Below are 19828 nucleotides of genomic sequence, written 5' to 3'. Positions count from 1 at the left end.
ATTATTATGAAGTATTTCAAATTTTATTTTACTGCATTTTTTATCGCAGCATTGAGTTTATGCTGTTTTTCATGTTCAGATGACGATGATAATAATGGGATTAAAGATCCTGATTTGCTAGAGACTAACCATTTCGATATTTGGGTTTCGGTAGGAAGCAGCACTTCCGGAATGGGTTCTAATGAAACGCAATTAGTGAAAGCAATGAAATCGCTTGAACAAGAAAATGCAACAGATAGTATTGATTTCCAAGGATCGGGCGTAAATATTACAGCTAATTATTATCAGGAAACTATTATTAAAGGACAGTATTACTATCAGGTACCAAAATCGGAAGATCGCTTCGTTAAATTTCAAATAGGTACTCAAGGTGTTAGCCTTATAAAAGAAATTCCATTCAAAACCAATACATATAGCGGAAGAAAATATACTCATGCTTGGATTGACGATAATACATTAGTGATTATGGCAGCTAATGGGGATGCAACAAAGGTTATCTGGACAAAATTGGATGCTGCTAATATGACAATATTGAGCGAAGGCACACTTAATCTGGAGAAACTTTCTAAGTATAGCACATCCGGTATCGCAAGCTATAGGGCAAGTGACAATAAAATATTGTATTCATACTGCCATGGTACATCGAGCTTGAGAACTAAGTTTTATATGGCTTTCATCGATGCATCAACTATGAATGTTGAAAAAACGGTAGAGGAAGACCGTGCCGATTTTATGGCAGGAACAGCGTATGGGGAGTTGCTTCAAAGTAAATCATTCTTTGATGCCAATGGAGACTATTACCTTGCTTGTAACACCGTAAACGAAGGGGCTTCAAGTACGACACAGCAACATGGTACTATGTTGCGTATAAAAAAAGGAGAAACAGAATTTGATTCAAGCTATGCAGGATTTATTACCCCATCAGGAGGTAAAGGCAAAATTATAACAGTGGAGGCTTTGGCATCAGGGAAAGCCTTACTTTACGTTATGGACCCTGATTATACAGGTGTTTCCGGTAGCTGGGGTAGTACAGCTGCCAATTGTTATTATGCGACTTTAGATCTAAATACAGATAAGCTTACAGTATTAAATGTGCCTTATAGCAAAGGTAATTTTTCTCAACGCTCAGTCGTACTAGGCAACAAAGCTTATATCGGTGTTAATCCGGATGACTCTGCTCCTTTAGTCTATATATATGATATACAATCGAGTAGCTTAGCTAAAGGTATGCCTATTAGGGTAGGGTACTCTTTTGATCGTATAGTAACACTGCAAGATTAATTAGTTTTAATATAAATCGATGAAGAAGGCGAGGGCATTTTTTTTCTCATTGCACCGGATTACCGGAACCATAATAAGTTTATTCTTTTTTATGTGGTTCATATCAGGACTTGTATTGATTTATCATTCATTTCCGAATGTGGATCAAATACAAATATATGAGAAAAGAGATACCCTACCGTCTTCTTTACCAGGTATACATACCATACTGGCACAATTACCTGAATCCGATAATAAAGTTAGAAATATTAAAGTTAGGAATTTTCAAGGCCAATCTTTATTTTCCATCAAAACAAAAGATAGCCTTTATACTATTTGTGGCGATACTATTCAAAGTATAAAACCTGTAACACAAGCAACAATAGATAATATTGTAAAAAAATGGGTGGATGCACCTATTATAAAAGTGGATACGCTGAATGAACGCGATATTTGGATAATGTATTCGCGTTACGAGAAGGAAATGCCTATCTATAAATTCTATTTTAACGACGAAGAAAAACACCAATTGTATATCTCTTCCCGCACAGGAGAAGTACAACAATTTACAAATTGCGAGCAGCGTTTTTGGGCTTGGCTGGGAGCGATTCCTCATAAATTTTATATTCCTGCTTTACGAAAGAACACAGACACATGGATTTTATCATTAACCATCGGAGGAATCATAGCCCTGATAACTGCAATATCAGGTATATATACAGGCGTGTATGTTCTTTGTAAGAGATATAAGAAAAAAAGAAAGATAGGGACTCCATACAAAAAATACTGGTATAAATGGCATCATATTTTAGGGCTTATTCTGGGCAGCTTCTTAATAACATTTGCGTTTAGTGGAGCTATGGCACTGCAAAGGATACCTCAATGGGTTATAAAAACACACGGTGACTATAGGGTTACTGATTCTCAACTGAGAGGAAAACCTCTTGCTATAGATGCCTATATATTGGATTATCGTGCAATTATATCAGAATATGGTGATGTAAAAACAATTGAATGGTCGTATTTTCAAGATACACCTATTTACAATATAGTCCGAGGCAATAAAGAAGTATCTATCAATGCATCTACTCCGAACATAAAAGAGCTATATCTGTCGCAATCCCAAATTGAAAAAGCAATATGTAGAGTACATAAAGATAACGGAACGTTGACCCTTTCGCTTATTAATGAATATGAAGAATATTATATGTCAAGGGAAAACAACCTACCGCTTCCTGTCTATAAAGTAGAGATTGATAATGCGGATAATAGTCTTTATTATATAAATCCTAAAACTGGTGATTTCAAATACTTAAATCAGAATCGGAAAGCAAAAAAATGGGTATTTAGCGGACTTCATTATCTCAACATTAAGTGGTTGGTTGAACATCCGGTTTTGTGGACTATTGCTATATGGATATTGTGTATTGGGGGTTCTTTTATCTCATTGTCAGGAGTTTGTCTGGGAATAAAATATATAAGAAGAAAGATAAGGTCATTGGGATATAAACTCAGGAAGACAAGGTCTTGGAAATATAGAAAAAAAAGACAAGGCCTCAATTAGCTTTAAGTTTTATCCCAATGGCAAATTATCAAACCTAACTTTCGTATAATGATTCTCTTCCTTCATCCGCACTGAGAGCGACAAATTGAAGATTTTTTCTTTTTGTCGCTTTTTTATTCTTATAACTTCTTCTTTCCATATAGATAATTTTATTTAAACTTCATCAAATAAAATAAGGAGATCGGCGTAAAAAAGTATAAAGAATGCAAGACAAAATATATCTTTGTAATCAATTAATGATGATTAGATATGAATATTACAATAAAATCTCTTGAAAGCATAGATCAAGCCGCTACCGAATTCGTAAAGTCGATGGGAGATAATACCGTCTTTGCATTCCGTGGCGAAATGGGCGCGGGAAAGACTACCTTTATCAAAGCCATCTGCGAGAAATTGGGTGTGTCAGATACTATAAACAGTCCTACGTTTGCCATAGTCAACGAATACCGTTCTGATAGCGGAGAACTGATTTATCATTTTGACTTCTACCGCATCAACAAAGTGGAAGAGGCTTTCGATTTCGGCTACGAAGATTATTTTTATAGTGGCAGCCTTTGCTTTATAGAATGGCCCGAACTGATTGAAAATCTGCTGCCAGCCGATACGGTGAATGTCAGTATCAAAGTGCTGGAAGATGGTAGCAGGAGTGTAGTAATTGGCGCTTAAAATGTTAGGTTCTTTATAGAAGATAAGAAGGGACAGGCTGTATAGTCTGTCCCTTTGTATTTTAAGCTTTTCTTATATCACTGCAGCTTCCACTTTCTTGAGGAAGTCTTTTCGCATTTCATCCGTACCTGTGGAGGTATGTTCGCAATTGAGCCATGTGGCATTGTTGATACCTACCGAATAGAGCATGTTAGGAATAAAATAATCCTGAACGAAAGGCTTAAATGTTTCGCCGGCGCTCTCCGATGTTGTAATTACTGTAGTCCGTCCGATTTTAAGAAGCGGAGTCCATCCGTTCTCGTAGCTGAATGCAAAGCCCTGAAGCAGCACTTTGTCGAAAAAACCTTTCAGTATTGCAGGCATTGTTCCCCACCAGATGGGATACATGAATATTATCTCACCGGAATTCTTCAGCATTTCCTGATATTTCAATACAAGCGGGTCGATTGCTTTTCCCTGGTTATATACTGCGAGTTCCGCTTCGGAGAATGATGGGTTGAATCCGTCTTTGGTAAGGTCTATTACCTGATATGCTTTGTTCTCTTGTTCGAATTTAGAAGTGATTGTGTCTAAAATAGCTTTGTTGAAGCTACCATGCCATGGGTGGCTGAATACGATTGTTACCATTATTATGTTTAATTTATTTATAGAGTTGTTGATTATCAATATTGCTTAACCTGCAACATTGACTTTTATTCCTAATTCTTCGATACGTTTTGCGATTTCCTTTAATTTCTCCACAGAAACTTTCTCAAGGTTCTTTTCGGGTGTTTCCCTGTCGATTGTGTAAATCATCACTTCGCGCGGATTTGTTTCTTTTACCACTTGCAGCCATGCAGAGATTTCCTCTTCTGTGGTGTTGTCCACGGCTTTTCCGTCGTGACTCCCTGTTACAAACATTGTTTGCATAATAAAATTGCCTTTGAAACGCTTAAACAGTTCTTTTTGTTTTTCGACGCTGTATTCCGGTGAGTTGGGGCGATCTATCAGGCGTATAGTTTCCAGTATACCTGAGTCGAGCTTGAGTATATTATTGTCTACTTTTTCCAATGCATCAAAAACCTTCTGTTTTCCTGCATGCATGGCATTGGACAGCACGCTGATCTTTGCTTTGGGAAAATATTTGTCCCGTAATTCTATCGTATCGTCTATGATTCCGGCAAATTGAGGATGCATAGTCGGCTCTCCGTTTCCTGCGAAGGTGATAACGTCAATATCGGTATTTCCTTCGCGGAGCCGGATAAGTTTATCTTCCAGCGCAGCCTTTACATTTTCACGGTCGGGTAGTTTTGTCCTTGTCCTGAAATCTTTGTTGTATCCGCATTCACAGTAGATACAGTCGAATGAACACAGCTTACCGTCGTAGGGCAGAAGGTTCATTCCCAGCGAACTGCCGAGACGCCGGCTGTGTATAGGTCCAAAAACTATTTCGTGAAATAATATAGTTGACATTAGTTTGTTCTATCTTTAAGAACCTGTTTAAATTTTAGCGAAAATTTAAACAGGCTCTGAATCTTTTTGCAAAGATACTGACTTTCTCCCTGTCGGATTCCATATAGTCCGTTAATTCTTTGTAAACGATATCTTCGGCAGCTTTCTCTATTTCGGGCTGTTCCAACTTGATTTTTAATGAACCGCCATATGTGAATTGGATTCCCGATACGGATGTGATAAGTATAAGTCCGGAATTGTCCGTGTCTACCTCCTGACCTGTAAAATCTTTTATAAATCTTATGATTCCTTTCTTAACTCCGTCGATAAGAGACCCGTGATTGTAAGTTTCCGTATCTCCTGCAAAAGATTGAATATAAGGGGTTGTTGCATAGTCGAGAAGCGATATGGATATTTTATACTGAAATCCGTTGTGTTTCTTCTCTATATCTAGCCGGAATGAGGGTTCATCTATCGAACGTTCCATTAAAATCTGGTCCATTCTGTGAAATATCCCTTTTGGATAATGAAATACACATTGCTGGAAGTCATTATGCAGATTGTCGCTGAGGCTGATTTTTATTTGAGGGTTGAGGTAAGCTGTTTTGCGGAATGCAGAACATAGATATTCGAAGTCTACATCTGTTGTCTTGAATATTTTGCCGTCAGGAACAAAATCCAGAATAAGGTCTTCCCTCAGATAGCCCTCTTCTATATTAATTTCGAATTGACTGTTTTGAGACAAAAGTGTATGAATTTTTCCTCCGTTATATACTTCTATCTTTGCCGACCGGCTAAGACCTAAAATCACAGCCAGATCCATAATGTTTTTTTGTGTGTCGGGATTGCCTGCTTTTTTCAGAAGTCCGAGTTTTTTAATAAGGGAATCTACGTCTATGGCAGATGATGTGATACGAACCGTGCCGTCCGATGCCAGTTCTATATCCACTTCTTCCATTTTCGCCGAGGACATTAAATCGAGAATGAAATGTTCTGTCATTGTGCAGATACCTTTTCCTTCTATGCTGCCTGTGTACATTGCAGGGCGCAGACGGATGCTTTCTATCAGGGATATCTCTCCCATATTGGTTTCTTTAAACTGGTTTTCCATTATCAATATTTTAAAAACTTGACAATTAGCAATCGCCGAAGCGAAGGCGAGGTAAATCTGACACTTTTTCGACGTTTTTTTATATTGTCATTTTTTCTCCTGTGTAGGGACTGGCCTTGTGCCTGACCGGTATGTAATATGTGCACAACCATAAGGAATTGCCTCTATATAAAAATTCAAAAAGTTACAAAAGTTACATATTTTGCACTGTTTTAAATTGTCACTTTTCTTAATTACTTCTTGTAACTTGTAACTGCCCAAAGTGCGAAGTAACATGTAACTCTCATATAGATAAACTTTCCCAGTAACTATACACCATCATATAATCCAACTCACACCATACATAATCAATATATACCGCAATAATTTACCCGAGAACATCGCCACATTGACAATATATACATTTGCCCGCATATATCCCAAAGCCAGCGCGATGACGTCGCCCACAACAGGCATAAAACTGAAAAAGGCCATGATCGCTCCTTTCCCTTCCAGCCATTGCTGCATCTTTTCTATTTTGCCCCGGTCTACTTTCAGGTATTTTTCTATCCATTCTATTTTTCCCAGACGACCGAGGTAATAGTTTGTCATACCTCCCAGCCAGTTGCCGACCGAGGCTACAATGACACATCCCCACGCATTCATCCCCATAGCCAGTAGTCCGGCAAAGACAAATTCCGACCCGAATGGCAAAATAGTAGCCGCCAGAAAAGATGCCAGAAAAAGACCTATATAGCCATATTCGACAAATCCGTCAAGCATGTATTTTATAGTATATGAAGAAGGCAAAAAGAGGTGCCATTATGCATAAACCTATTCCTGCTTTTTTTACCCATGATTCAGTTTTCAGGCTTTCTTCGTCATACCTGGCCTTACGCATGAGTGAACGCGGACTGATAATCATAAAGATGCCGAAAATGAGCATGAAAACAGCGTATATATAATCCCAGTTTGAATATTGCATTATCTTAAATTTTTAAATGGTTTCTTTCTTCTTTGTATAAAAATATAAATACATAATGCAAATATAGCGAGAATGGTTGTATAAAAACCGAGCATTTGTATTAAAGTTCCTTTATAAAAGACTTCTACTCTACCTGTCTGATCTACCGGAATTTGTACTAACCCATTACGACTCCCGGCAACAGGGATATCCTTTCCGTTCAGGGTAGCCGCATAGCCCTTGTAATAGATTAACGGGAGTTCAAGACTGTCTTTCATTTCCACATTTACATTAAATGCCGTGATATTTCTATCCCGTACGAAAACTGTAATTGCCGTTTTACGGGTCTGTGATATAACGCTGTCTCCGCGATCGCGGATAAAAGTATCCGGAAACGGCATTGCAGCAGGATAATATTCCATTCCGGCCATAGTATAGTGGGTTGTTTCGTTCAGTTCGGTATCGGATAAGCGGGGACCAACTTTCATTTCTTTATACGAAGAGGCATTAATGACAATAACCACGGATAATAGAATAACCAGTGTCGACAATACTGCAATCTTACTGTTTCTTCCCTTGCATAATAAGCATAAATAGTACCCTCCCGCCAGAGCAAAGAAAAAACAGACAAACTCATATAGTCGCCACGGAAACTGGATAAAGCTTAGATATGAAAGAGGGAACTTAGTCCAGGGAGCCAGACCGGAAGTAAGAAGAATATAAAAAATACCGATAATGACCCCGGTATCGATACTTCTTAAATATTTTGCAGATTCTTTGTCTTTACTTCTGACAAAAAAGCGAAAACACAGTGGTAGTAAAAGCAACAACCCTATTCCTATGGATTGGCTTCCTGTTGTGAACCCTGCAATCATACCGTACATTATAGTGGGAAAATCAAGTCGGCTCTGCGCTGTGGTATATGGTAAATATTTGAATTTCTGAAAATAAAATGCGTCGGAAGCCACCTGCTCAAAAAAAGGAAACAGATAGTAGCCCGTCACTATAATTGTAACGGCCCCGGCCAAAACCAGATAATAAAGCCGCTTAGGTTCTTTCAACAAGCTTCTGTTATAAATTACCAATATGATGCATACTGTAATAAATAACAATAGAGAAGAAAGTACATGTGTAAAGATCATCAGTGAAAAACCGATAGCAATAACATACCATTTTCGGTAATCGCCCTTGATGATATAATAAAGCCCGAGAAAAACGACAGGTAAAAATGTAAATGAAAATGCTTCACCCCATGCCGCCCTATGGTATAAATCATAAAGACGATAAAGACAAAAAGTATATAATAACGAACCCAAAACTGCCGCATACCTGTCCTTATATACCTTCTGGATAAAGATATACATGAAAATACCACATAAGAACGTCATCGAAAAAAAGAGGGACAGATAAGCAAACGATTTACCCGTAAAGATAGCCAGAACAGCAAAAGGAATCAGGATAAAGTCAGAATAGAACGGTTTTACCAGATATCCGTAATTATATAAGCCCTTGTAATCGATATATGAAGGAAATGTGCCATCCTGAAGCCCCTGCATCAATGCTTCGAAGCGTGCGTTATGAAAAAAATAATCATCTCCTCCCACAAAAGACCGACCATACGCGATTGTCGTCAAAAACAAGAGGTACAAAAGTATCAGCAGGAATATCCAGAAATGACATTTCTTATCCGGAACCAAGGGAAACATATATTATTTTTTTTGTTTACTATCTTTTCTTAAAAATAAAAATATAAAAACAGATAATGCTATAATACTTACGACAGAGATATAAAAACCAAGCCTCTGAATTATTGTGCCATCATACCATACTTCTATCCTCCCCGGCTGGTCGACAGGCATCTGCACCAGACCATGAGCGCTTTGGGTAATTGGTAACTCTTTGTTGTTCAGTAATGCTGTGTAGCCTTTGTAGTAGAATAGAGGGAGTTCCAGTGAATCGGCACTTTGAGTATTTATCCTGATATTCATTATATGTCTATCTCGGTTATGGCTTTCAATCGTTGTATTCCCGTTCATGGAGACGATACTGTCGCCCCTGAGAAGAATATAATAGGCAGATTCCGCTTTATCGGGAACATATTCGGCTCCATTCAGGTAGAAAAAATTGGTGGCATCAGGCTTTTCGTTGGTTTGCCCGATATGGTGAATATGCATAATCCTGAAATTGTCATTGTGCATATATATCACCGCGGCAGTACACAGAATAACAGCTAAAGCGACGATAAAACGTCCTTTTTCTTTTATAAATATCCTCGACAGGTAATAACCCGCCGCAATGGCGAAGAAAAAAGTAACCAGCAAATACAACCTGCCCGGATACTGGATGAAAGACAGCAGAGTGAACGGAAACCGTCCCCACGGAAACAGTTTCGAAGATGCAAAAATATAGAACAATCCGATAAGCAACCCGGTATCTGCACTCCTGAGCATTTCAGGTTTCCCCCTGACAAAGAGACGAAGAGGAACAACCGCAGTAAGCAGGATACCGATACCCACTATCGTTATATCATCCGGATAATAGAATCCGGATATCAATCCCCAGAAAACATAATCGAGGGGAATTTTAGCATTGGCAGGCAGCGTCCAGTCATTCGCCTCATAGCGGTATGTGTTTGCCTGCATTTGTTCCAGAAGGGGAAATATATAGACTGCCGTAATGGCTAAGGTGATAATTCCTGCAAGAATGAGATAAGCGAATCTTTTGGGCTCTTTTATCAACTGTTTATAGTAAAAAAGAAGGACTATGACTACTGTAATAAACGTGAGAACCGTAGAAATAACATGTGAGAAAATAAGCAGGCTGAAACCGATGGTAATAACATACCATTTCCTGTAATCGCCTTTAATTATATGGTAAAGTCCCAGAAATACCAACGGGATAAAGGTAAAGGCAAAGACTTCGCCCATGGCGCCCCGATTGTAAATATCATAGAAGCGGTAAACGGAGAATGTATAGAGTATCCCGGCCAGAAAAGCGACAAATGAACTCTTATATATCGTTTTCACCGTGGAATACATGAATATTCCGCAAAAAATGGTCATGGTAAACAACATCACCTCAAATGCATTGTACGAACCGATAAGGATGCCCAATGCAGCAAAAGGAATCAATACCACATCGGAGTAGAATATCTTACTCAGATAACCGTAATTCAGTGCCGCGGCATAGTCTATATAATGAGGGAAAGTACCTTCCCGAAGCGCGGTAATCAGCGCTTCGAAACGTTTCAGATGAAAGTAATAGTCATAACCCGGATGCTTATATACAGGGCCGAATACTCCCGTCATATATGCTGAAAGGAGAAGCAATACAGCGAAGAAAATCAAGAAATGATATTTCCTGTTCACTGCTATGGCTGCTATAAGACTATTTATTGTATTCATCATTTGTTTGCATTACTCCGTTTATGCTTGGAGATAAAGATATATATTATCAGTCCGATAGTACTCAAGATAGAAATATACCAGCTGTATTGCTGTGTGGCTGTCCATGTATAGACGACTTCAATTCGTCCTGAAACGGAGGCTTCAATCTGTACTAATCCGTTTTCACTTTCAGTAACGGGTATTCCCTTTTTTTCTCCCCGATAAGCGGCTTGGTATCCTTTGTAGTAAATCAATGGCAGTTCCAACTTGTCAGGATTGCTTGTCTTTACATCAAACGAGGTGATACCTTCTTTTCTTGTAAAGCCAGATACAATTGCTTCCTGTTTTTCCGATATTATTATATCTCCCCGTTCATGTATATAATGGTGTGACGGCATTTTTACAGGAAGATATTCCAATCCGCCCAGATAATACTCATTGTCTACCGAGGCGATTCCTGTGAACCAATGTGGAGCCTCACTGAAGGCCAGAGACTGCCAGTATTTATAATTGTTATTGTTTACAACGAAGGTAATGAGAGTAAAAAGTATAATCACACTTCCCGCAGCAATTTTTTGTTTTTTAGTTCTCACTATCACAGATAAGTAATATGCTCCGCTAATGGCAAAGAAAAATATAATAAATTCATACAATCGCCATGGAAACTGGATGAATCCCAGTGGCAGCCGTCCCCAAGGGAAAACAGCAGAAGCAATGACAAGCAAGATAATCCCGGTTAAAAGGCAAAAATCAGCAATCCGGACAGATGAACCCTTCTCTTTTATAAACAATCTCAACAGTACAAGTAGTATAAGCACCGGACCTGTACCGGCCATATTTTCAGTTTTGGGATATAATATTCCGCTGAGAAATCCCCAGCCGAGGTCTTGCCAGTCTAGTTTGGTTTGTCCGGTTATATTTTCTTTTATGCTGTAATAGAATGTATTCGAAGACATTTGTTCCAGCAATGTCAGTATATAGCTGCTTACAATAGGTAATGTAATTATTGCCGCCAGAGCTAAATAGCCTGTTCGTTTCGGTTCTTTCACCAGAGGCTTATAGCAAAGAACGACAATGAGCGCAAGTATGATGAAGGTAAGGAACGACGACAACAGGTGCGTATAGATTAGCAGGCTATACCCTATTGTCAACAGATACCATTTCCTGTAATCACCCTTTATGATGTGGTAAAGCCCGAGAAATATAACGGGCAGGAACGTGAATGAAAGCGATTCGCCCAGAGCCGCACGGTTATACCAGTCGAAAAGATGATAAGCCGAAAATGTATATAGAATTGCGCTTGTCGATGCTACGAATGCATTCCTGAATACCTTGTTCACCGCGATATATGTGAATAATCCGCACAGGAATGTCATGGTAAAAATCATTACATTGTATGCTGCGATTGTCCCGGTGAGGATACCCAGTGCTGCAAACGGCAATATAATAAGGTCGGGATAAAACCCTTTGGTGAAATAACCGTAGCCTTCCAGAGCGTTGTAATCTACATAAATAGGATAATCGCCCGATTTCAACGCATCGATCAGTACATTGAACCTCCCGATATTGAAGAAATAGTCATGCCCTGCGTATGCCGATAAAGGTCCGAACCAGCACACCATAAATAAGGATGAGGCGAATAACAGGGACAGGAATATCCAAAGGGAATATTTACTGTCTGTCTTTATTTCAGCTTCATTATTCATTCGATACTCTTCTTTTTCTTTTCGATAAAAAGATATAGAAACATAAGCCGAGGATACTGAGTAAGGTTATTATCCAGCTCAGTTTCTGAATCGGCGTGCCTCCGTAATAAACAGTTATATGTCCGGGTTTATCGATGAGAATTTCCACCAATCCGTTTTTACTTTCGCCAACGGGCGGTATTTTCTCATTATCTTGTTTAACTACATAGCCTTTGTAATATATCAACGGAAGCTCTAGAGTTTCACTTCCTATATTGCCTGTGGCATTTATATCAAAAGAAGTGACACCTTTTATTCTTCTGAAATTTGTAATGCTTGTCCCCTCATAAAAAGTACCGATACTATCCCCACGTTGATGTAAATATTCAATTGAAGGCACTGCCGAAGGGATATATTCCAGCCCACCCAAATGGTAGTCGTTATTGAATGCAGCTACTTGGGTAATAGGACGCCCGCAGCGGTACATTTCATACGATTTGGCATCGTTGGCCATAATCAATACTGAAAGTATAACAACTGTAAATACGGCGACTGATTTGCGTTTGTTTGATCTTAGTATCAATGACAGATAATATCCTCCGGCAACGGCGAAAAAGAAACTTGTGAATTCGAACAGCCGCCATGCCATCTGTATAAAGTTCAGTTTATTGAACGGGAAAACAGACCACGGGAACAATGGGGAAGAAGCGATAATATATACCAAACCTATAATAACCCCTATATCCACACTCCGCAATGCGGATGATTTCCTATAAACGAACAACCTTAATGCGACAGTACCCGTAAGCAGAAAACCTACTCCCGGAATGAAGGCCTGCGCAGGTGTAACAATCCCTGTAAACATGCCCCAGATAATCCAATGGAAAGGGAGTGCCGAGTCCTGCGTTTTTGCCATTAATTCGCGACTTTCGTAATAGAATGTGGCGGTTATCGCCTGTTCCAGCATCGGGAAAAGGTAATATGCTGTGATCGCCAGAGTAGTGATACCTGCCACTAGCAAATACAGGATACGTTTTGGTTCCTTAATAAGTGGTTTGTAGTAGATAAGGAGGAAGATAAGCAAGGTGAAGAACATCAGCACAGAAGATATCAGATGAGTGAAAATCATCAGGCTGAAGCCTATTGCCAGAATATACCATTTCTTATAATCTCCCTTGATAATGTGATATAGCCCCAGAAAGACTATGGGGATAAATGTGAATGTAAGCGTTTCCCCCAGTGCCGCCCGGTGATACAAATCCAGTAACCGGTATACGCAGAAGGTATATAGCAAAGCTGCTATCGCGGCAGCAAACGGTTTTTTATAAATATAATTTACAGTGATATATGTAAATACACCACATAAGACCGTCATTGTAAATATCATAACCTGATAAGCAAACCCGAGGTTTGTCAGGTTACCAATAAGAGCAAAAGGAATCAGTACAAAATCGGGATAGAATGCTTTTGTGAAATAACCGTATCCATCAATGGCATTATAGTCGAGGTAAATAAGCAGAGGGCTTGTTTTCATCCCGTCCATCAATGCCTGTAACCGTCTGTAATGAAAAAAGAAATCCTGCCCGGGACAAAGCGGTTGATATAAATACATCATTGTTAGTGACAGGAACACTAACAGGATGAAGAACAGCCAGAAGTGGCTTTTCTTATTTGCTGCAATATTATCGGGGATGCGGCTGAACCAGTCCATTTTTCCTTTTTCTGTTTAGTAAAGTTATATAAACACACAAAGATAATATACTTATCAGAGATATGTATAAACTTACTCTCTGAATCGTTGTTCCTCCATACCAGGCTCTTATTTCTCCCGATTGGGTTACCGGTATATTTACAAAGGCCATGTCGCCTTGCATTACGTGCAACTTTTCCCCGTCGAGGGTAGCTGTATATCCAAGGTAATAGAGTAACGGGAGGGTCAGGGTGTCGGGTTTATTTAACGAAACATTAAATACAACCGTGTTATATTCTCTTCTCAAATTACTTATTTGGGTACTGTCGCTCATCCCTTCCACTTTCTCACCTCTGCTATGGACATAATAGATATCTTCCAATGCAGACGGCAGATATTCGCGCCCGATGAGGTTATATCCGTTTTCATAGGTCGGCTCTAAAGCTAACGCTCTTACATCCGCGGGTAGGTCTTTCGATGAATCGATAGATTTATAGTTCTCACTCTGCATATATGTGGTTGCCATTACTGCAAGAACAATAACAACCGAAACTACTAATCGCTGTCTGTCCTTAATAATTACCGAAGACAGATAGTATGCTCCCGCTATGGCGAAGAAATAAGATACAAATTCATATAACCGCCACGGATATTGTATAAAAGAGAGCAGGCTGAATGGAAACCGTCCCCACGGGAAAATCCGGGAAATGGCTATGATAAAGCATATTCCGATTATTACACCTATATCCGCACTTCTTAACCTGTCATCCTTTTTTCTTTTAATGAAAAAGCGAAAGAACAGGAGCAGTGTGAGCAGGATACCTATCCCCGTCCATAATTCCCTGTCCGGATAGGCTATTCCGCTTATAAATCCCCATAAGATATAATCAAAACCTACTTTGCCGTATCCGGCCCCTCCTCCCGGACTACGCGAATCGAGGTAAAAGGAGTTGGATGACAATTGTTCCAGCATAGGGAAGGTATAGTAAGATGTGACAAAAATTGTGACTATACCGGCTAATAGGAGATATATCAGGCGTTCCGGTTCTTTTATCAATGATTTGGAATAGATTATCAATAAGATAAGCAGTGTTACAAACATCAGTACCGATGCAATAGTATGCGTATATATAAGCAGGCTGTATCCGGCGGCAAGCACATACCATTTCCTCCTGTAATCACCTTTTACGATATAGTAAATTCCGAGAAAGACAATAGGCAGGAATGTAAAAGACAGGGCCTCGGCGAGTGCCCCCCGCTGATAGAAATCGTACAGGCGGTAAACGGCAAAGGTATAGAGTATAGCTGCTATGGATGCGGTATATGAACTTTTGTAAACAACACTGACTATGTGATACATAAATATGCCGCACAATATCGTCATGGTAAATACCATCAGGTCATAAGCAAAATATACGCTTGTGAAGGTGCCGACAAAGGCAAAGGGAATCATGATGATATCGGAATAGAATCCTTTGGTAAAATAGCCATATCCGTCCACATTGCTGAAATCGACATAAAACGAAGGATAAACGCCATGTTGCAATGCGTCAATTAATGTGTACAGCCGCCTGTAATGAAAGCTGAAATCGAAACCGGAACAGGAAGATGACGAACCGAAACAAAACATCATAAACAAGGTGAGAAAAACCAATACCACAAAGAATATGCAGTATTGGCTTTTCTTATTCGATTGTATTTCCCTCAATATGTTATCGGTACTCATGCATCAGACACTATTTGTAATTAATGCGCCTCCAGCCAGTTTTTCCCTTTTCCACAATCAGCTTTCAATGGAACGACCAGTTTATAGGCATTTTCCATTTCCTCTATCACGACCTTCTGCACTTTATCCAATTCATTGCTTTCCACATTGAAGTTCAACTCGTCATGTACTTGCAGAATCATTTTCGACTTGATATTTTCCCGTTCGAAACGGTCAAATATGCGATTCATCGCCACTTTGATAATATCGGCGGCACTTCCTTGTATGGGCGCGTTTATTGCGTTTCGCTCGGCATATCCGCGTACAGTTGTATTCCGTGAATTGATATCCGGCAGATAGCGTTTACGGCCGAAAACAGTTTCCACATAATTATTGGTACGGGCTACGGATATACTCTTATCCATATATTCCTTTACTTTCGGGTAGGTAGCAAAATAGCCGTCTATCAATTCTTTGGCCTCTCCGCGAGGGATAGATAAGCGTTCCGCTAATCCGAAAACCGATATGCCATATATGATACCGAAGTTTGCAGTCTTGGCCTTACGGCGCATATCGCCTGTTACTTCACTGATCGGGATCTTATATATCTTGGCCGCAGTAGCAGCGTGGATATCCTCCCCGCTGTTGAACGCATCGATCATTGTCGGGTCCTGGCTCAGGTGTGCCATTATGCGAAGCTCGATCTGTGAATAGTCGGCCGAGAAGAAGATACACGCCTCATCTGCAATGAATGCCTTGCGTATTTCTTTCCCCTGCGCGTCGCGGATAGGTATATTTTGCAGATTCGGGTTGCTCGAACTTAACCGCCCTGTTGCCGTTACCGTCTGATTATAAGAAGTATGCAACTTATCGTCGAGTGGACTTACAAGCAGAGGTAAAGCATCGATATACGTGCTCAACAGCTTTTTCAGACCACGGTATTCGAGAATTTTACCAACAATAGGATGAGCATCCTTCATGCTTTCCAGCGTTTCTTCACTGGTTACATACTGGCCTGTTTTGGTTTTTTTCGGTTTTTCTACAATCTTGAGCTTATCGAAAAGGACTTCGCCTACCTGCTTCGCCGAATTGATATTGAATTCCTGTTCGGCAGCTTTATATATTTCCGATTCTATCCGTTGCAATTCCAGTGTCAGCGTTTTCGAATATTCGGCTAACGCCGTTTTATCGAGGCGTACACCTGTATATTCCATATCGGCAAGTACATAGATCAATGGTAATTCTATATCGTATAGTAATTTACCTAAATCCTGTTTTTCTATGGCTTTTTCCAGTATTGCTTTCAATTTCAGTGTAACATCGGCATCCTCACATGCATAGTCTTTTATCTGGTCGGGACGCAGGCTGCGCATATTGAGTTGGTTTTTGCCCCTCGATCCTATAAGTTCATCGATATGGATGGTTTTATATTTCAGATAAGTCTCTGCCATATAATCCATATTATGACGCAACTCCGGATTGATGAGGTAATGGGCAATCATGGTATCGAAGAGCTTGCCCCGCACATGGATGCCATACTTCTTCAATACGATGATGTCGTATTTTATATTCTGTCCGATTTTCTCTGTTTTCCCATTTTCGAAAAACGGCCTGAATTGCTCTACAATGGCTTTTGCTTTTTCAAAGTCCGCGGGTACAGGCACATAGTAGGCTTCTCCTTCTTTGAAGGCGAACGACATACCCACCAGTTCGCTCACATTCGGGTCTAGTCCTGTAGTTTCCGTATCGAAGCAACAAGATTGTTGCGAGGCTATTGTTTTTGCTAAATTGGCGATTTCATCATCTTTTTCTATTAAATGATAGGTATGTGGGATGTCTTTTAATTCCTGTAAACCAGAATAATTATTAGTATCGGAAGATTCAGCCTTTGCAGGTAGTAATTCCGCGAATAAATCGCCTTGTATGGCTTCGTGCGTGGTTGTTATCCGAACAGGATTTACAGGGGTTCCGTCTTTTTTCAGTACACGGTTTATCAGTGTTCTGAATTCCAGTTCTTCGAATAAAGCCGAGAGTTTCTCGGCATTGATTTCCTGACGTTTAAATTCATTCTTATTAAATTCAATAGGAACATCCGTTTTGATGGTTGCAAGGAATTTAGAGAAAATAATTTGCTCTTTGTTTTCTTCCAACCTTAACTTCAATGTGCCTTTCAGATCGGCAGTATGTTCAAGCAGGTTTTCGATAGTACCATATTCCTCCAGTAATTTCTGCGCGGTTTTTGGCCCCACACCCGGACATCCGGGTATATTATCGGAGGCATCGCCCATTAGCCCGAGTAAATCTATCATCTGTCCGGGAGATGATAATTCATACTTTTCCATGATTGCCTTAGCATCGAGCGTGTCAAATCCTGTTCCTGCAAACTTCGGCTTGTACATGAATATATGGTCGCTGGTTAGCTGCCCGTAATCTTTGTCGGGGGTCATCATATACACATCGAAATTTTCTTTCTCGGCTTTCTTTGCAATTGTACCGATTACATCATCCGCCTCATAGCGGGCGACTTCCAGTTCCTTAATATTATAAGCGGCTATAATTTCTTTAATAACAGGCACTGCCGCTTTTATGTCTTCGGGCGTTTCCAGTCGTTGAGCTTTGTAATGTTCGTAGGCATCGTGCCGGAAGGTACCGCCGGGCGGGTCGAATGCAACGGCTATATGCGTCGGGTTTTCCTTACGAAGCAATTCTTCCAGTGTATTCACAAATCCGAATACCGCGGATGTATTCTGCCCTTTCGAGTTTACTCTGGGACTTTTGATAAAAGCATAATATGAACGGTATATTAATGCGTAGGCGTCTAATAGAAATAATTTCATCGGGATAAATTAAAAATTGGTGACAAGTTACGGAAAAAGGAGCGAATTACAAAAGGTCTTTTTTAAGTTACAAGATAGTGAAAAATGAAAAGTGAAAAATTATACGAGATACGAATTGTTGACTGCTAACCGTTTACTGAAAAAGTATTACCTTTGCACACAGATTCGAATACAACTAATGGATAACAGATATTATAAAGAATTTGGAACCCTTCTGTCCAAATATTTCCCCTATAAAGTTCAAAAAATCTCGATTAATGCAGGGTTTACATGCCCAAATCGTGATGGGTCGAAAGCAGTGGGGGGATGCACGTATTGCAACAACCAGAGTTTTAGTCCCGGATATGGAGGAAAACAGCGTAGCGTAAGCGACCAGTTGAGGGATGGCATTGCTTTCTTCTCCTACAAGTATCCTGAAATGAAATACCTCGCTTATTTTCAGTCGTACACAAATACATATGACAGTATTGATAAGCTCATTTCGTTATATGAGGAAGCGCTTTCATATCCCGGCGTTGTGGGGCTGATAATAGGTACCCGCCCCGATTGTATGCCTGACGAATTACTCGATTATTTCGCCGAGCTGAATAAGCGAACATTCCTTATAATAGAATATGGATTGGAATCGACACTCGATTCTACTCTCGAATTTATCAACCGCGGGCATACGCATGCCGAAAGTGTGGACGCTATTCATAAAACAGCCGCGAAAGGTATTTATACGGGTGCTCATCTGATTCTGGGATTGCCCAATGAAAGCAGAGAGCAGGTATTGGCACATGCCGGCGAGGTATCGAAGTTACCTCTGACAACCTTAAAGTTGCATCAGTTACAATTGATAAAAGGTACGGTTATGGCAAAGCAATATCGTGAGCATCCCGAATGGTTCAACCTGTTCGATGTAGATGATTATATCGACTTAATCATTGATTTCTCGGAAAGGCTAAATCCTGCTTTTATTATCGAGCGTTTTATTTCACAGTCACCGAAACAACTACTTATCGCTCCCGATTGGGGCTTGAAAAATTTCGAATTCACCGCTAAAGTATTAAAGAGGTTTGCAGAAAGGGAGACATGGCAGGGACGGCTTTTCTATAAATAAAATTACAGAAACGAGATGTCTGTAATTTTAACGTTCTATTATTTTCTGCTACGCGCAATCACAGATTGCTTGTGTTCCTTTTGCCCAAAGCCGCAAAAGGAACCAAAAACGCTTTAGCGCCCCGCTTCAAAGGCCGACCCGTTAACAGAAGAGACGGCAAAACGAAAAAACTCGCAGGAAGACTTGTGATATCCGAATACTTAGATAAGCTCGCCCGCTGGCGCGGACTTCCAGTCCGTGTCTTGTTGACAGGGCAAAATGTTTGCTACGCAACACACAGACGGGACGTCTGCGCGAGCGGGGTGCCCCGCCTGCGGGATGAGGCCGGAATCGCGACGCGACGACAAGACAAAGGCTCTTCAGGCTTTAGCCATACGTGCATCAGCCGACTCGTAACTCGTAACTGCCCACGGGGCGTAGTAACTTGTAACTAAAAATAGAACGTTAA

Annotated in this window: 15 protein-coding genes; 4 read left to right on the top strand and 11 right to left on the bottom strand. The window is 40.1% G+C overall.

Going from position 1 to position 19828, the window contains the following annotated elements; genetic code table 11:
• The first annotated feature begins 6 nt into the window (after positions 1-6).
• The 3 genes from B3317_RS06625 to tsaE all read left to right on the top strand — a co-directional run bounded on the left by B3317_RS06625 (position 7) and on the right by tsaE (position 3490).
• Positions 7-1281 (top strand): hypothetical protein, encoded by a 1275-nt coding sequence (locus B3317_RS06625; RefSeq protein ID WP_291109866.1) that lies wholly within the window; start codon positions 7-9, stop codon positions 1279-1281.
• 19 nt (positions 1282-1300) lie between these two features.
• Positions 1301-2824 carry a PepSY domain-containing protein gene (locus B3317_RS06620; protein ID WP_291109863.1) on the top strand — a complete coding sequence of 508 codons (1524 nt, stop codon included), beginning with the start codon at positions 1301-1303 and terminating at the stop codon, positions 2822-2824.
• Between the two features lie 249 nt (positions 2825-3073).
• Positions 3074-3490: a tRNA (adenosine(37)-N6)-threonylcarbamoyltransferase complex ATPase subunit type 1 TsaE gene (tsaE, locus tag B3317_RS06615; RefSeq protein ID WP_291109861.1), complete on the top strand. Its 417-nt coding sequence runs from the start codon at positions 3074-3076 to the stop codon at positions 3488-3490.
• 72 nt (positions 3491-3562) lie between these two features.
• Here the strand turns inward: tsaE and B3317_RS06610 are convergent, their stop codons facing one another.
• From B3317_RS06610 to polA, 11 genes are all read right to left on the bottom strand, one after another.
• Entirely contained in the window at positions 3563-4117 is a 555-nt protein-coding gene (locus tag B3317_RS06610) for an NAD(P)H-dependent oxidoreductase (protein ID WP_291109858.1), read from the bottom strand.
• Positions 4118-4162: 45 nt separating this feature from the next.
• Positions 4163-4942, bottom strand: coding sequence for a radical SAM protein (locus B3317_RS06605; protein WP_291109856.1), 780 nt, complete (start codon positions 4940-4942; stop codon positions 4163-4165).
• 34 nt (positions 4943-4976) lie between these two features.
• Complete coding sequence (locus B3317_RS06600) at positions 4977-6032, bottom strand: hypothetical protein (protein WP_291109853.1); 1056 nt, start codon at positions 6030-6032, stop codon at positions 4977-4979.
• Between the two features lie 318 nt (positions 6033-6350).
• On the bottom strand, positions 6351-6794 hold the full coding sequence (locus B3317_RS06595) for a YqaA family protein (protein ID WP_291109851.1): 444 nt from the start codon (positions 6792-6794) through the stop codon (positions 6351-6353).
• The gene (locus B3317_RS06590) at positions 6787-6996 is read right to left on the bottom strand and encodes a hypothetical protein (protein WP_291109849.1); all 210 of its coding nucleotides are present in this window, start codon (positions 6994-6996) and stop codon (positions 6787-6789) included. The genes B3317_RS06595 and B3317_RS06590 overlap by 8 nt, the downstream gene beginning before the upstream one ends.
• Positions 6996-8681, bottom strand: coding sequence for a hypothetical protein (locus B3317_RS06585; RefSeq protein WP_291109847.1), 1686 nt, complete (start codon positions 8679-8681; stop codon positions 6996-6998). Before B3317_RS06585 ends, B3317_RS06590 begins: the two co-directional genes overlap by 1 nt.
• Before the next feature lie 3 nt (positions 8682-8684).
• Positions 8685-10382 carry a hypothetical protein gene (locus B3317_RS06580; protein WP_291109843.1) on the bottom strand — a complete coding sequence of 566 codons (1698 nt, stop codon included), beginning with the start codon at positions 10380-10382 and terminating at the stop codon, positions 8685-8687.
• On the bottom strand, positions 10379-12067 hold the full coding sequence (locus tag B3317_RS06575; protein ID WP_291109841.1) for a hypothetical protein: 1689 nt from the start codon (positions 12065-12067) through the stop codon (positions 10379-10381). The genes B3317_RS06580 and B3317_RS06575 overlap by 4 nt, the downstream gene beginning before the upstream one ends.
• Positions 12060-13757: a 6-pyruvoyl-tetrahydropterin synthase-related protein gene (locus tag B3317_RS06570; RefSeq protein WP_291109839.1), complete on the bottom strand. Its 1698-nt coding sequence runs from the start codon at positions 13755-13757 to the stop codon at positions 12060-12062. The genes B3317_RS06575 and B3317_RS06570 overlap by 8 nt, the downstream gene beginning before the upstream one ends.
• Positions 13729-15462 carry a hypothetical protein gene (locus tag B3317_RS06565; protein WP_291109837.1) on the bottom strand — a complete coding sequence of 578 codons (1734 nt, stop codon included), beginning with the start codon at positions 15460-15462 and terminating at the stop codon, positions 13729-13731. The genes B3317_RS06570 and B3317_RS06565 overlap by 29 nt, the downstream gene beginning before the upstream one ends.
• A 20-nt stretch (positions 15463-15482) precedes the next feature.
• On the bottom strand, positions 15483-18278 hold the full coding sequence (gene polA / locus B3317_RS06560) for a DNA polymerase I (protein ID WP_291109835.1): 2796 nt from the start codon (positions 18276-18278) through the stop codon (positions 15483-15485).
• 178 nt (positions 18279-18456) lie between these two features.
• Between polA and B3317_RS06555 the strand changes: the two genes are divergently transcribed.
• Entirely contained in the window at positions 18457-19380 is a 924-nt protein-coding gene (locus B3317_RS06555) for a TIGR01212 family radical SAM protein (RefSeq protein ID WP_291109832.1), read from the top strand.
• Positions 19381-19828 lie beyond the last annotated feature (448 nt).

Origin of the sequence: Dysgonomonas sp. UBA7710 (assembly GCF_002482385.1) — a bacterium.
In the GTDB taxonomy this organism is placed as follows: Bacteria; Bacteroidota; Bacteroidia; order Bacteroidales; family Dysgonomonadaceae; genus Dysgonomonas.
Note: the sequence above shows the minus strand (reverse complement) of the source record. Positions and strands in the feature narration are given on the sequence as shown.

Excerpts from the sequence above, each read along its gene's own strand:
- B3317_RS06590 (WP_291109849.1), bottom strand. The coding sequence starts at position 6,996 with ATGCAATATTCAAACTGGGATTATATATACGCTGTTTTCATGCTCATT.
- B3317_RS06620 (WP_291109863.1), top strand. The coding sequence starts at position 1,301 with ATGAAGAAGGCGAGGGCATTTTTTTTCTCATTGCACCGGATTACCGGA.
- B3317_RS06580 (WP_291109843.1), bottom strand. The coding sequence starts at position 10,382 with ATGATGAATACAATAAATAGTCTTATAGCAGCCATAGCAGTGAACAGG.
- B3317_RS06555 (WP_291109832.1), top strand. The coding sequence starts at position 18,457 with ATGGATAACAGATATTATAAAGAATTTGGAACCCTTCTGTCCAAATAT.
- B3317_RS06575 (WP_291109841.1), bottom strand. The coding sequence starts at position 12,067 with ATGAATAATGAAGCTGAAATAAAGACAGACAGTAAATATTCCCTTTGG.
- B3317_RS06585 (WP_291109847.1), bottom strand. The coding sequence starts at position 8,681 with ATGTTTCCCTTGGTTCCGGATAAGAAATGTCATTTCTGGATATTCCTG.
- B3317_RS06610 (WP_291109858.1), bottom strand. The coding sequence starts at position 4,117 with ATGGTAACAATCGTATTCAGCCACCCATGGCATGGTAGCTTCAACAAA.
- polA (WP_291109835.1), bottom strand. The coding sequence starts at position 18,278 with ATGAAATTATTTCTATTAGACGCCTACGCATTAATATACCGTTCATAT.
- tsaE (WP_291109861.1), top strand. The coding sequence starts at position 3,074 with ATGAATATTACAATAAAATCTCTTGAAAGCATAGATCAAGCCGCTACC.
- B3317_RS06600 (WP_291109853.1), bottom strand. The coding sequence starts at position 6,032 with ATGGAAAACCAGTTTAAAGAAACCAATATGGGAGAGATATCCCTGATA.
- B3317_RS06605 (WP_291109856.1), bottom strand. The coding sequence starts at position 4,942 with ATGTCAACTATATTATTTCACGAAATAGTTTTTGGACCTATACACAGC.
- B3317_RS06625 (WP_291109866.1), top strand. The coding sequence starts at position 7 with ATGAAGTATTTCAAATTTTATTTTACTGCATTTTTTATCGCAGCATTG.
- B3317_RS06595 (WP_291109851.1), bottom strand. The coding sequence starts at position 6,794 with ATGCTTGACGGATTTGTCGAATATGGCTATATAGGTCTTTTTCTGGCA.
- B3317_RS06570 (WP_291109839.1), bottom strand. The coding sequence starts at position 13,757 with ATGGACTGGTTCAGCCGCATCCCCGATAATATTGCAGCAAATAAGAAA.
- B3317_RS06565 (WP_291109837.1), bottom strand. The coding sequence starts at position 15,462 with ATGAGTACCGATAACATATTGAGGGAAATACAATCGAATAAGAAAAGC.